Genomic DNA, 13,106 nt, shown 5'->3' on the forward strand with positions numbered 1-13,106 from the left:
AAGTGAACTGCCCCGAAAATAAACACCCGAGCGCTGATGGCGATTGGCCGGGATGTGATATAACGACGGCGCTCTTTTTTACTACATTCTGTCTATCGTCAAGACATAGAGCATTTTTCATCATGGAGTGGAGGCGGGGCATCATGGACAAGGTTTTTACTGTTACCGGACAAAGCTGTTCAATTCATTAGTTCAAATCAAGACAAAAAATCCCTTGCCCGTCGTTATTACTCTGTTTGGCATTGGCCTTATTTAAACAAACTTTGAAAACAAAACTTCATTATGAAAAATGTTTACTTGCTCAGCAACGTGGTGGACGGCGGCAAAACTTATCTCGAGTATCTGATTCCAGCGCTAAAATCGCTTCGAGAAAAGTATAACTGTGTCGTGCTCAATACTGATCGTACCGGCTTGAATAGAGAGGAAGTCGAAGCCGTCCTCGATTTCCCGGTAGAGCAGGTTGACAATGAATTCATCGCAAGCCTGAAATCGCAGGTTGTCATTTCAAATGATGCCTATTCCGGACGCCTGCTGGACAACTCGAACTTTGGCATCTTCATCAGTCACGGCAATGTCGGGATGCCGACCAAAGACAAATATTACTACGCCGAATTGACCTCTTACTGGGATGTGGTCATCGCGTCTTCCCGGTCAGGCTTTGATTTGATTACTGCCGGGATGCAGGCATACCGTCGCGACAGAAAGGCCCTGAAAACACTATTGATCGATGGACTGGCGTTGCGCTCGGACATGCGCAGCACCAGCCCGGTGGCCACGCTGCCGGTGAAGATCCCCGGTAATTTCGAATCATCACCGCCATCGACAAAAACCTCGGATGACTACGTCGTCGGGCTTCTGCCGACCCAACTGGGTATCTGCCCGAACGGGGCGACTCTGTATGAGAATCTGCAGACCGTCATCAATGCAGTGAAGTCGCAAATTCCCCACGCGACGTTCATCTTGCGTCCGTACATGGCCGAACTTTCCCATCCGACCGTGAAGGATCTGTGCGAACAACTGTCTGCCCATGACTGGATAACCATAGACAAGCCCGGGACCAGCAGCACGGCTTTCTATACACAATGCGACACGGTCATCACCGATGCATCCACCGGCGGTGTTTCGTTCATGCTCAATACCTGCAAACTGCCGATTTATTATGTGCCCTATACCGAAGAGAGCAATCTCACGGTCGACGCCTGGCTAAAGCAAATGGATAACCTGTTGCCAATTGCCAGAAGCAACAATGAGCTCAGGGACATGGCACTGGGGTTCAGCCTGCTGAAACCAGAAGACAGCTATTACATATACAACAAGTTCTACCAGGCACAATACAGCGACTTGCCCCTGCCTCAGGAAGTGTTCCACGACCTGATTGAATACCGGCACGAGTCGCAGTATTGCCCGCTCTCGATTGACTCTTTCGGAAACATAATCGAGCGGGACAACGCTTAAAATAAAGCACGTCTGGCCTCATGCAAGGAAACAGCCTGCCGATACACTCGAATCGAACACAAGTCAGAACACTATGAAATGTGAAGCTGGTGGACAGGTAATCTGGATTACGGGCCTTTCAGGAGCGGGCAAATCAACGCTGGCCGGTGAATTGGTTGCCAGACTGCGTGCTGAAGGACGCTCGGTGGTCATACTCGATGGCGATGAATTGCGCGAAGTATTTGGCGCAGCCGCCGCCAACTCACAGAACCATGGCCGCGAAGGTCGCCTGGCCCTCGCTCTGCAATACGCTCGCCTGTGCAAAATGATCGCAGCACAGGGACAAATCGTAGTGATCGCCACGATCTCGCTGTTTCGCGAGGTTCACGAGTGGAACCGCGCCCAGCTGCCCAAATATTTCGAGATTTATCTGAAGGTGCCCGTCGAGGAGTTGCGTCGCCGCGACCCCAAGGACATCTATCGCCGTTTCGATGCAGGCGAACTGCACAACGTTGCCGGGCTCGACCTGGCCATTGATGAACCGCTGGCGGCGGACTGCCTGGTTGAGTTCGATCGCGAACGCTCCAGCCAGCGTCTGGCCGATGATTTGCTCCCTAAAATTCTTCGAAGGAACTGACAATGAAAACCGAATGGGACTACACCACCCTGGCCGATGCTTATTTGAAGCGCCCTGACTACGCCGACGCGGCCATCGACGCCATGCTGTCGATTGCCGGTGCCGAGCAAGGCGACAAGTTCTGCGACGTCGGCGCGGGTGTTGCGCACTTGACGCTGATGCTGGCCGCCCGCGGCCTGGATGTGACAGCGGTAGAACCCAACGATGCGATGCGCGGCAATGGCATCAAGCGCACCGCAGAACTGCAAAACGTCAAATGGCACGAAGGCACCGGTGAAGCCACCGGCCAGTCGGCGCAAGCGTTCGACATGGTCACGTTCGGCAGCTCCTTCAACGTCTGCGACCGTCAGCAGGCCCTTAAGGAAACCGCGCGCATTCTCAAGCCGCGCGGCTGGTTTGCCTGCATGTGGAACCACCGCAATCTGGAAGACCCGATCCAGGCGCGCATCGAAGCGATCATCAAAGAGCGCGTGGCCGGTTATGGCTACGGCACCCGTCGCGAAGACCAGACCGCGGTGATCGATGCCAGCGAATTGTTCGGCCCGGTCGTGCATCTGGATGCCCGCGTGATCCACGAGCAGTCGATCGAAGAATGCCTCGAAGCCTGGCGCTCGCACGCCACGCTGGAACGTCAGGCTGGCGCCAGCTTCCATGAAGTGATCGCGGCCATCGACGACTACCTGAAAAGCCTGCAGACGCCGTCGATCCAGATTCCATACTCGACCAACATCTGGGTTGCTCAACTGAGATAACCGCTGATGGCCCTGCATTTCTCAACCAAGGCCGGCACCCTGACCAGCCTGCAAGGGCGACTCGCCTCGGCGCACATTGCGCCGTTGCTGTCATTCACGGTGGCGGACTGGCAACTGGATCAGCGCGCTTGCGTTGAGGATATCCAGCGTCGGCTGCCAGCCGCTCCGTGGATCGTGCGCTCCAGTTGCGGGCGCGAGGACAGTGCGCAGGCGTCGTTCGCCGGCGCCTTCCTGTCGGTGCCGAATGTCGAGGAGGCTGAGCTGGTCTCGGCGATCGAACAAGTCATCGCCAGTTACGGCGATGCGCACCTGACTGACGAGATCCTGATTCAGCCAATGCTCGGCAATGTGGCACGCTCCGGCGTAGCCTTCTCTCACGACCCCAACACCTGCGCACCTTATCGCGTGGTGAATTGGTCGGAGGGCGATGACACCGCCGCCGTCACTGGCGGCATGGGTGGGCGGCTCTGGCAGCAGGCGGCGCACAGTGAAGTGGCAGCGCCTGTGTCGCTCGCACCAGTGGTGGCCTTGCTCGAAGAATTGCTCAGCCTGTTTGGTGATCGGCCGGTCGACTGCGAGTTCGCGGTCACCCGTGATGCTGAAGGCGAGACGCTCTGGCTGCTGCAAGCCCGGCCATTGATTCTGCCGACGGCGCCTGAGTCTGCGGCCACCCAGTTCGCTCGCCTGCAAAGCATTCAGAGCAAAGTCGAACGGGGCATGCGTCCGCACCCCTTTCTGATCGGTCAGCGCACGGTGTATGGCGTGATGCCCGACTGGAACCCGGCCGAGATCATCGGCATCCGGCCCAAACCGCTGGCGCTTTCGCTGTATCGGGATCTGGTCACTGACTCGATCTGGGCCTACCAGCGCCATAACTATGGCTACCGTAACTTGCGCAGCTTCCCGCTGATGCCGCACTTTTTCGGTCTGCCGTATATCGACGTGCGTCTGTCGTTCAACTCGTTTATCCCGGCCGATCTGGATGAAGGACTGGCGGGGCGTCTGGTCGATTACTACATCGATCGCTTGCTGGCGGAACCGACGCTGCACGACAAGGTAGAGTTCGAGATCGTGTTCTCCTGCTACACCCTCGACTTGTCGCAGCAACTGGAGCGTTTGCGCAGTGCCGGTTTTCTTGAACATGAACTGGACGCCATCAGCACCAGTCTGCGCAAGCTGACCAACCGCATCGTGCACCCCAAGGACGGTTTGTGGCGCAGCGATGCCAACAAGCTCGATGTGCTCAACGCTCGCCGCGAAGAGCTGCTGGCCTCCGATGCCGATCCGCTCGAACGCATTTACTGGCTGCTGGAGGATGCCAAGCGTTACGGCACCCTGCCCTTCGCCGGCCTGGCCCGCGCCGGATTTGTTGCCGTGCAGATGCTTCGATCGCTGGTCAGCGTGGGCGTGTTTTCGCAGGCGGATTACGATGCGTTCATGGCCGGGGTTTCCACGGTCAGCGGGCAGTTGGCCCGTGACCGCGCCACCCTCGACAAAACCACGTTCCTCGCCCGTTACGGGCATTTGCGACCGGGCACTTACGACATCCTCTCGCCGCGTTACGACGAGGCGCCAGAGCTGTATTTCGACTGGACGCAAAGCCCCGCCGCGCCGGAACCGCTGCGACCGTTTTCGCTGACGCTGCCGCAGATGCGCGAAATCGTCAAACAGCTCGAAGCCCATGGCCTGCAGCCTGATCCGGTAGGGCTGCTGGACTTCCTGCAGAACGGCATCGAGCTGCGCGAGCTGGCCAAGTTTCACTTCACGCGTAACCTTTCCGATGCCTTGGCTCTGATCGCTCAGGTCGGTGCGCAGTACGGCATTGATCGCGAGGATCTGGCCTATTGCGACATCAGCGCCTTCCAGGAGCTGCATGTAGCTGCAGCAGATCCGAAGGAAGTGTTGCAGCGCAGCATTGAACAGGGCAAGGCGCGCTACGCCGAAACGCTCAAAGTGTCGCTACCGCCGGTGATTACCTGCCCGGAAGATGTCTGGTGTTTTGAGTGGCCGGAAACGGCGCCCAACTTCATTACACAAAAACGCGTGACCGCGCCGGTGGTGCTGTGTGATGACCGGGAAAAACTCGCCGGGGCGATCGTCTGCATTCCCAATGCCGATCCGGGGTTTGACTGGCTGTTCGCCTACCCGATTGCCGGGCTGATCACCGCGTGGGGCGGCGCCAATTCGCACATGGCGATCCGTGCCGGTGAGCTTGGCCTGCCGGCGGTCATTGGCGCCGGCGAAGTACTCTACCGGCGCTGGTCGACGGCGGACTTTCTGCACCTCGATTGTCCGGGGCGCCGAGTGGAGTTGATGTCATGACAGTGGTCGCGATCAGCCAGCGTGTCGACACACTCCCTGAGCGCGGCGAAAGCCGTGATGCGCTGGATCAGCGCCTGATCGCGTTTGTGCTGGCGGCAGGCTTTATCCCTGTGCCAGTGCCCAACGGCTGGCAATCACCCGATGACCTCGATCGCTGGCTGACAGCGGTAAACCCGCAAGCCATCGTGCTGTCGGGCGGCAATGACATCGGTCAGTGCCCGGCCCGTGATCAGACCGAAAGCGGTCTGCTGGATCACGCACAGGCGCGCCATCTGCCGTTGTTGGGGATTTGCCGGGGTATGCAAATGCTGGCGCACTGGTCGGGTGTATCGTTGAAACCGGTCACCGGCCATGTACGCACCCGGCATCAGCTATCCGGGCAGATCGCCGCCGAGGTCAACAGCTATCACACCCTCGCCCTCGCCGATTGCCCGCCAGGGTTTGAAGTGCTGGCGCGCAGCGAGGACGGCGAAATCGAAGCGATCCGTCACCTTCAACTGCCGTGGCAGGGCTGGATGTGGCACCCGGAGCGCGAAAGCGATTTCGCAGCGCACGACCTTCAGCGCCTGCAACAACTGTTTGGCGAAACCGAATCCACTGAAGAACTCACGGGATAGACCTGTTGTGAAAGCCATTATTCTGGCTGCCGGACGTGGCAGTCGCATGAAAAGCCTCACTGATGAACGTCCAAAATGTCTGGTCGAATTGCGCGGTAAACCGCTGCTGGAATGGCAGCTGGAGTCGTTGCGTGCAGCGGGTATCAGCGACATCGCGGTGGTCACCGGTTACAAGCGCGAGCTGCTGGCAGAGCGTGGTCTGAGCGAGTTTCACAACCCGCGCTGGGCCGAAACCAACATGGTTTCGTCACTGGCCTGCGCCGAGTCCTGGCTTGATGGCGAGCCATGCATCGTCAGCTATTCGGATATTTTCTACAGCGCTGTGGCCGTGCAGTCGTTGATCAACAGCGAGGCAGCGCTGGCCGTCACCTACGACCCCAACTGGTTGCAGCTGTGGACCGAGCGCTTCGGCGACCCGTTGCTGGATGCCGAAACCTTTCGCCTGACCGCCGCGCACACGCTGGCCGAAATCGGCAACAAGCCGCAATCAGTGGACGATGTTCAGGGGCAGTACATGGGGCTTTTGCGCTTCACTCCCGAAGGCTGGGCGGAAGTCGTGCGGCTGCGCGCCGAACTGTCGCCGCAGCAACGCGACAGCATGCACATGACCAACACCCTGCAACGCGTTATCGATGCCGGTCGTGTGCCGATCGAAGCTGTCGCCTACACCGGCGAATGGGGAGAGGTCGACTCCAGTGAAGACCTCTCGGTGTATCAATAAGGCACCGGCGCCTTAACGGAACCGGTCCACCTCCTGACGCAGATCGGCGGCCAGCTTCTCCAGTTCCTTGGCAGTGACTGCCAGGTTGGATACCACTTCGCGCTGCTCACTGTTGGCCAGCGCAATGCTCTGCAAATTGCTGCTCAGCAGCGTGGCGGTGCTGCTCTGCTCTTGGGTCGCGGTGGTAATCGCGGCAAACTGCTGCCCCGCCGAACGGCTCTGCTCATCAATGCGCGCCAGCGCCGAAGCGACGTTGGCGTTACGCGACAAGCCTTCCTGCATCAGCACATTGCCCTGCTCCATGGTGCTGATCGCGTTGCCGGTTTCCTGCTGGATGCTGTGGATCATGCTGGAAATTTCATCAGTCGCCTGACGAGTGCGCGAGGCCAGGCTACGCACTTCATCGGCTACGACGGCAAAGCCGCGACCTTGTTCGCCGGCACGGGCCGCTTCGATGGCCGCGTTGAGCGCCAGCAAGTTGGTTTGCTCGGCAATCGAAGTAATCACACCGACGATGCCGCCGATTTCCTGCGAGCGCTGACCGAGGGTGTTGATCACGGTGGCGGTGCTGTTCAGGGCGCCAGCGATTTGCTCCAGCGAGGACGACGCCTCTTCCATCGAGCTGCGGCCAATCTGGGTTTGCTGGGCGTTTTCCTGCGCCAGACGCTGGGTCGCGCCCATGTTGTCGGCAATATTCAGCGAGGTCGCGCTGAACTCTTCCACCGCGCCGGCCATGCTGGTGATTTCGCCAGACTGCTGCTCCATGCCTTCGTAGGCACCGCCGGACAAACCGGACAGTGCCTGCGCACGGCTGTTGACCTCTTCCGAAGAGCGGCGGATGTGCTCGACCATCGTCGACAGCGCTTGGCTCATCTGGTTGAACGCGCGGGACAGCTGACCGATTTCGTCGTTGCTCGACACGTTCAGGCGCACGCTCAGATCGCCGGCGCCCAAGGCTTCCGCCTGACGGACGAGATCGCTCAGTGGCGCCAGTTTGCTACGCAGCAACCAGACCACGGAACCGACCGCCAGCAGCATCGCCAACAGACTGCCGATCGCCAGTTGCGTACCGACGCTCCACGTCACTGCGCGGATTTCGGCTTTCGGCATGCTTGCTACCACCGACCACGGGCCACCATCAAACGGCACCGCGACGCTGTAGAAATCTTCGGACTTGTCGCCCCAGAACTGACCTTTGCCCGGCGATTTCGCCAGATCCTTGATCACTGGAATCGCTTGATCCAACGCCTGCACACCTGCCGGTGCAACCAGCCATTTGCTCTGCTCATCGAGCAGCGCCAGCGAGCCGGTCTGGCCAATGCGGAAGCGCTTGAGGTTGTCGAACTGGGCGTTTTGAGCATCGGTGTAATCGAAGCCGACGAACAGCACCGCAATCACCTTGCCGCTGCCATCGCGCACCGGGGTGTATTGGGTCATGTAGGAACGATCGAACAGCAACGCGCGGCCGACATAGCTCTGCCCCGCCATCAACTTCGCGTACGCCGGGTGCGCGTGGTCAAGCAAGGTGCCAATGGCGCGAGTGCCGTCCTGCTTGGTCAGCGAGGTGCTGACCCGTACGAAGTCTTCGCCGCTGCGCACGAACAGCGTGGCGACGCCGGCGGTCATCTGCTTGAACTCGTCGACTTCCTTGAAGTTGTTGTTCAACACTTCGCTGCCCAGGTGCAGGCCCGGGGTCTGGGTGCCGGCCACCGTCACCGGTTCACTCGGGTGAATGCTCAGACCCGCGCTGAAGCGCTTTTCGAACAACCCGCTCAGGCGTTGGGTGCTTTCACGCAGCGTGCCGTGAAAGGTGCTCAGTTGGTCGGCCAGCAGCCGCGCCTCACTGGCCAGATGCTCTTCACGGGTAGCGAGGTTGGCGGAATCCAGCGAACGCAGGGCGAACACCGTACTGCCACTGATGACTATCGCCAGTATCACGGCGAGGGCGAGACCTAACTGTGAGGCGATCCGAGCGCGAGGTTGAGACATGACAGCTCCTGGCCGAACTTTCCGATCCTCCTTGATCGCAGCTCGGATAATTTTTAATAGTGGGGGTAAATCGTGGATACCGGCACGACGGTTCCACATGCACGTATTCGGCGGTAAAGCCGAATACTTGAGCGAGCAGCAGGGTTATGGCACAAGGCCGCCATTGTGGCGGCTCGAACGTTTCAGCTCAAGCGCGCAACCGCCGGCAGTTCCATGGCGCGGACTTCGCCTTGCAGGAAGTCGCTGAGGCGGCGCAAACGTTCACCTCCCGGACGGGTCTTTGGCCACACCAGGTAATAATTCAGTCCGCTGGCGACCGCCGTCGGCCACGGCAGGCTCAGTCGTCCCTGCGCCACATCTTCGGCGACCATCAACAGGTCGCCCATCGACACACCATAACCGCGCGCCGCTGCGATCATCCCTAACTCGAGGGTATCGAACACCTGTCCGCCCTTGAGTGAAACCTGATCGGACAGTCCCATGTGCTCCAGCCAACTGCGCCAGTCACGACGATCCGGGGTCGGATGGAGCAATTCGGTGGACGCCAGCCGGGCCAGATCCCACGGCTGATCATTCAGCAGGTTCGGCGCACCCACCGGGATCAGTTCCTCAGGAAATAACAGGCTGGCCTCCCAATCCGGCGGAAAATGCCCGTCACTCAGCAGCACAGCGCAATCGAACGGCTCATCGTTAAAGTCCACCGAATCCACATCCATCCAGGCGCTGGTCAGTTGCACTTCGTTGCCCGGCTGCAAGTGACGGAAGCGACTGAGCCGTGCCAGCAGCCAGCGCATGGTCAGGGTCGACGGCGCCTTCATACGCAGAATGTCGTCTTCGGCGCGCAAGGTATTGCAGGCCCGCTCCAGCGCCGTGAAGCCTTCGCGGATGCCGGGCAACAGCAGGCGAGCGGCCTCGGTCAGTTGCAGGTTGCGACCACTGCGGTGGAATAGCCGGCAAGCGAAATGATCTTCCAGGGTTCGAATATGCCGACTGACTGCGCTCTGGGTGATCGACAACTCTTCCGCCGCACGGGTGAACGAACTGTGCCGTGCCGCTGCTTCAAATGCGCGCAGGGCATACAAGGGAGGAAGACGACGAGACATGCAGAAAGCTCCTATAGCGGGATGCAGCCAGTCTGACGAAAACTGCTCAAGATGAGTTTTAATCATGCTACCCATCCTTTTTATCCCTTTGTGCAAAACCTGCCAAGGCCTGAGAATCGACGGTCTCCTGTTCCCTCTGAAATCGACTGGTGATGACCATGCAGCATCCTGTGCGTACCGAACTCTGGGCCATTCTGCGGCTGGCAGGGCCGTTGATCGCTTCACAGTTGGCGCACATGCTGATGGTGCTGACCGACACTCTGATGATGGCGCGCCTCAGTCCGGAAGCGTTGGCCGGTGGCGGTCTCGGAGCGGCGAGTTATTCATTTGTGTCGATTTTCTGCATTGGCGTGATTGCGGCTGTCGGCACGCTGGTGGCGATTCGCAAAGGCGCCGGCGACATCATTGGCGCCGCACGGCTGACTCAGGCTGGCCTGTGGCTGGCGTGGCTGATGGCACTGGGCGCCGGCTTGCTGCTGTGGAACCTGAAACCGGTGTTGCTGCTGTTCGGCCAGACCGAAACCAACGTCAACGCTGCCGGGCAATTTCTGATCGCCCTGCCCTTCGCCCTGCCCGGCTACTTGAGCTTCATGGCCCTGCGCGGTTTTACCAGCGCGATTGGCCGGGCGACACCGGTGATGGTTATCAGTCTGGCCGGCACGGTGGCCAACTTCCTGCTCAATTACGCGCTGATCACCGGCATGTTCGGCCTGCCGAAAATGGGTCTGACCGGGATCGGCCTGGTCACGGCCATTGTCGCCAACTGCATGGCGTTGGCATTGGCCTGGCACATCCGTCGGCATCCGGCTTATGACGCTTACCCTTTGCGTGCGGGCCTGTCGCGACCGAACCGGCAGTACCTGAAAGAGCTGTGGCGCCTCGGCCTGCCAATCGGCGGCACCTACGCGGTGGAAGTCGGTCTGTTCGCATTTGCGGCGTTGTGCATGGGCACCATGGGCAGCACGCAACTGGGCGCGCATCAGATCGCCCTGCAGATTGTTTCGGTGGCGTTCATGGTGCCGGCGGGCATGTCATATGCGATCACCATGCGCGTCGGCCAGCATTACGGCGCGGGGCAATTGAGCGATGCGCGGATGTCCGGGCGGGTCGGGATCGTCTTTGGCGCGGTGGTCATGCTGGGGTTTGCGATGGTGTTCTGGTTGCTGCCAAATCAGTTGGTCGGGTTGTTTCTCGATCACAACGATCCGGCCTTTGCCGAGGTGATTCGTCTGGCGGTGAGCCTGTTGGCGGTGGCGGCGTGGTTCGAGTTGTTCGACGGCACGCAGACGATTGCCATGGGCTGCATTCGTGGGCTCAAGGATGCGAAGACCACGTTTCTGGTCGGGCTCGGCTGTTATTGGCTGATCGGCGCGCCGGCGGCGTGGTGGATGGCGTTCCATTTGAACTGGGGGCCGACGGGCGTCTGGTGGGGCTTGGCGCTGGGTTTGGCGTGCGCGGCGGTAAGTTTGACGCTGGCGTTTGAGTGGAAGATGAAGCGGATGATTCGGCTGGAGCCTGTGTCACCGAGGTTCGAGGCTGTTCGCGCGGATTAAGATCAAAAGATCGCAGCCTGCGGCAGCTCCTACATGAATCGGTGTAGGAGCTGCCGCAGGCTGCGATCTTTTAAACAGCCTCCACAGAAACCTGTTGGCTTGAGCCAAATGTCAGGTATTCAACCAACTCCGCCAACGGCAACGGCCGGCTGATCAGATAACCCTGCACTTGATCGCAACCAAATCCGCGCAGCAGTTCCAGTTGCTCCGGAGTTTCCACTCCTTCCGCCACCACTTCCAGATGCAGGTTGTGCGCGAGATTGATCATCGCGTGCACCAGTTTGCGGTTCTCTTCGCGCTGCTCCATGCCGCCGACGAAGCTCTTGTCGATCTTCAGCAAGGTGATCGGCAGGCTGTTGAGGTGCACGAACGACGAGAAACCGGTACCGAAATCATCCAGCGAGAAACGCACACCGAGGCGGCCGAGAGCGTCCATGGTCTGTTTGACCAGATCGCTGCGGCGCATCACCGCGGTTTCGGTCAGTTCGAATTCCAGCCACTGCGCTTCGACACCGCGCTCGGCAATCAAGCGACTGAGTGTCGGCAACAACTGACTGTCCTGAAACTGGCGGAACGACAGGTTGATCGCCATGTGCAGCGCCGGCAGCCCGCGTTCGCGCAGCGCCTGCATGTCACGCAGCGCCCGGGAAATCACCCAGTAACCCAGCGGCACAATCAAACCACTCTGCTCGGCCAACGGCACGAACTCACTCGGCGGCAGCAAACCACGTTCGCCATGGCGCCAGCGCACCAAGGCTTCGAGGCCGACAATCTGGCCGTCCTCAAGATTCAGGCGTGGCTGGTAATGCAGTTCCAGCTCATCGCGACGCAACGCCCGGCGCAGCTCGCTTTCGAGGTCAGCCATGCTCCGCGCGTTGCGGTTGATCCGCTCGTTGAAGATATGAAAAGTGCAGCCCTGCGTGCTTTTGGCCTGCTGCATGGCGATGTGCGCGTGCCACATCAGCGGGTCAGCGCCAGCCTGTGCGCGGGCGTGGGCGATGCCGAGGCTGGAGCCGATCAGCAGACTTTCGCCATCGACCCAATAAGGCTCGGCGAGTGCTTCGGTGATACGTTCGGCCATCCACTCGGCGCGCTGCGGAGCGCGGCGGGTGTCGATCAGCAGGGCAAACTCGTCGCTGCCCAGCCGCGCCAGCTGATCGCCGGCCTCCAGCTGGCTTTTCAATCGTGCGACCACTTGCAGGATCAAGCGATCGCCTGCCTGATGACCGAGGGCGTCGTTGGCGTGGCGGAAGTTGTCGAGATCAAGATGCCCGAGGGCCAGGCCGCGGCCGTCGTTTTCCGCGAGGCGCGCGGCGAGCAAGGTCTGGAAACCCTGACGGTTGGCGATGCCGGTCAGCGGATCCTGTTCGGCGAGGCGTTGCAGGGTATTTTCGAGAACGCCGCGCTCGCGCACATGGCGCAGACAACGTCGTAGCATGCCGGCGTCGAGGGCGTCGAACACCAGCCAGTCACTGACGCCAACCGGCGCGGTGTCCGGTTCGTGTTCCAGCAGCAATACCGTTGGCAGGCTGCAGCGGCCGGGTGCCGGTTGCAACGCAGGAAGGGTCAACAACACCGCGTGGCGGTTGTCTTCGAACAAACTGCTGACCGACTCCCAGCTCGGCGCGCTGATCAGCACCGCCGCGCTCCCCATCGGAGCCAGACACTCACGCAATAACGCTGTCCACGCTGGCTCTTCGGCCAGTAGCAGCAAACGCAAGGGTTCGACAGGCGTAGACAAGCTAGCTCCCTAGACTCTGCAATGATGTGGGCGGGGCATTATGCCGTTGCGATGTTCAATGACCAAATGACAACGGTTATCAAAACGTTATTTTGTGTCACGAATGAGAACATTAGCCGCAAAATCACCGCGCATCCTCCGCGAAAGTAACAAAACCGGCAAATTTGAATCGCGCGGTACGTCACAAGTCGGAGAGAGCAGCACAATTCTCTGAGCCTGTTAAAATGCCGGCCCATT

The 13,106-nt window shown here is 59.9% G+C and carries 10 protein-coding genes; 7 read left to right on the forward strand and 3 right to left on the reverse strand.

The genetic code is table 11. The annotated features are described in order from the left end of the window. The first annotated feature begins 282 nt into the window (after window positions 1-282). From U6037_RS28230 to U6037_RS28255, 6 genes are all read left to right on the forward strand, one after another. Window positions 283-1,455 carry a hypothetical protein gene (locus U6037_RS28230; RefSeq protein ID WP_322845235.1) on the forward strand — a complete coding sequence of 391 codons (1,173 nt, stop codon included), beginning with the start codon at window positions 283-285 and terminating at the stop codon, window positions 1,453-1,455. A gap of 73 nt (window positions 1,456-1,528) precedes the next feature. Further along, window positions 1,529-2,071, forward strand: a complete 543-nt coding sequence (locus tag U6037_RS28235; RefSeq protein ID WP_322845236.1) for an adenylyl-sulfate kinase — start codon at window positions 1,529-1,531, stop codon at window positions 2,069-2,071. A 2-nt stretch (window positions 2,072-2,073) separates the two neighbouring features. Further along, window positions 2,074-2,823 (forward strand): class I SAM-dependent methyltransferase, encoded by a 750-nt coding sequence (locus U6037_RS28240; protein WP_064116408.1) that lies wholly within the window; start codon window positions 2,074-2,076, stop codon window positions 2,821-2,823. Between the two features lie 6 nt (window positions 2,824-2,829). Next, window positions 2,830-5,145: a PEP/pyruvate-binding domain-containing protein gene (locus tag U6037_RS28245; RefSeq protein WP_322845237.1), complete on the forward strand. Its 2,316-nt coding sequence runs from the start codon at window positions 2,830-2,832 to the stop codon at window positions 5,143-5,145. Next, window positions 5,142-5,762 (forward strand): gamma-glutamyl-gamma-aminobutyrate hydrolase family protein, encoded by a 621-nt coding sequence (locus tag U6037_RS28250; RefSeq protein ID WP_322845238.1) that lies wholly within the window; start codon window positions 5,142-5,144, stop codon window positions 5,760-5,762. Before U6037_RS28245 ends, U6037_RS28250 begins: the two co-directional genes overlap by 4 nt. Window positions 5,763-5,769: 7 nt before the next feature. Continuing rightward, complete coding sequence (locus U6037_RS28255) at window positions 5,770-6,483, forward strand: phosphocholine cytidylyltransferase family protein (RefSeq protein WP_322845239.1); 714 nt, start codon at window positions 5,770-5,772, stop codon at window positions 6,481-6,483. A gap of 12 nt (window positions 6,484-6,495) precedes the next feature. Here U6037_RS28255 and U6037_RS28260 read toward each other — a convergent pair whose 3' ends face one another. Then, window positions 6,496-8,472 carry a methyl-accepting chemotaxis protein gene (locus U6037_RS28260; RefSeq protein WP_322845240.1) on the reverse strand — a complete coding sequence of 659 codons (1,977 nt, stop codon included), beginning with the start codon at window positions 8,470-8,472 and terminating at the stop codon, window positions 6,496-6,498. Between the two features lie 182 nt (window positions 8,473-8,654). Further along, window positions 8,655-9,575: a LysR substrate-binding domain-containing protein gene (locus U6037_RS28265; protein WP_034152038.1), complete on the reverse strand. Its 921-nt coding sequence runs from the start codon at window positions 9,573-9,575 to the stop codon at window positions 8,655-8,657. 158 nt (window positions 9,576-9,733) lie between these two features. Here U6037_RS28265 and U6037_RS28270 point away from each other — a divergent pair, with 158 nt between their 5' ends. After that, window positions 9,734-11,128, forward strand: coding sequence for a NorM family multidrug efflux MATE transporter (locus tag U6037_RS28270; protein ID WP_322845241.1), 1,395 nt, complete (start codon window positions 9,734-9,736; stop codon window positions 11,126-11,128). A 70-nt stretch (window positions 11,129-11,198) separates the two neighbouring features. Here the strand turns inward: U6037_RS28270 and U6037_RS28275 are convergent, their stop codons facing one another. Next, window positions 11,199-12,869, reverse strand: coding sequence for a bifunctional diguanylate cyclase/phosphodiesterase (locus U6037_RS28275; RefSeq protein WP_322845242.1), 1,671 nt, complete (start codon window positions 12,867-12,869; stop codon window positions 11,199-11,201). Between the last annotated feature and the right edge of the window lie 237 nt (window positions 12,870-13,106).

The organism is Pseudomonas sp. B33.4 (assembly GCF_034555375.1).
Lineage (GTDB): Bacteria > Pseudomonadota > Gammaproteobacteria > Pseudomonadales > Pseudomonadaceae > Aquipseudomonas.

What these genes read in the sequence shown, in the direction of transcription:
- U6037_RS28265 (WP_034152038.1), bottom strand. Translation starts at nt 9,575, where the DNA reads ATGTCTCGTCGTCTTCCTCCCTTGTATGCCCTGCGCGCATTTGAAGCA.
- U6037_RS28270 (WP_322845241.1), top strand. Translation starts at nt 9,734, where the DNA reads ATGCAGCATCCTGTGCGTACCGAACTCTGGGCCATTCTGCGGCTGGCA.
- U6037_RS28250 (WP_322845238.1), top strand. Translation starts at nt 5,142, where the DNA reads ATGACAGTGGTCGCGATCAGCCAGCGTGTCGACACACTCCCTGAGCGC.
- U6037_RS28230 (WP_322845235.1), top strand. Translation starts at nt 283, where the DNA reads ATGAAAAATGTTTACTTGCTCAGCAACGTGGTGGACGGCGGCAAAACT.
- U6037_RS28245 (WP_322845237.1), top strand. Translation starts at nt 2,830, where the DNA reads ATGGCCCTGCATTTCTCAACCAAGGCCGGCACCCTGACCAGCCTGCAA.
- U6037_RS28235 (WP_322845236.1), top strand. Translation starts at nt 1,529, where the DNA reads ATGAAATGTGAAGCTGGTGGACAGGTAATCTGGATTACGGGCCTTTCA.
- U6037_RS28260 (WP_322845240.1), bottom strand. Translation starts at nt 8,472, where the DNA reads ATGTCTCAACCTCGCGCTCGGATCGCCTCACAGTTAGGTCTCGCCCTC.
- U6037_RS28240 (WP_064116408.1), top strand. Translation starts at nt 2,074, where the DNA reads ATGAAAACCGAATGGGACTACACCACCCTGGCCGATGCTTATTTGAAG.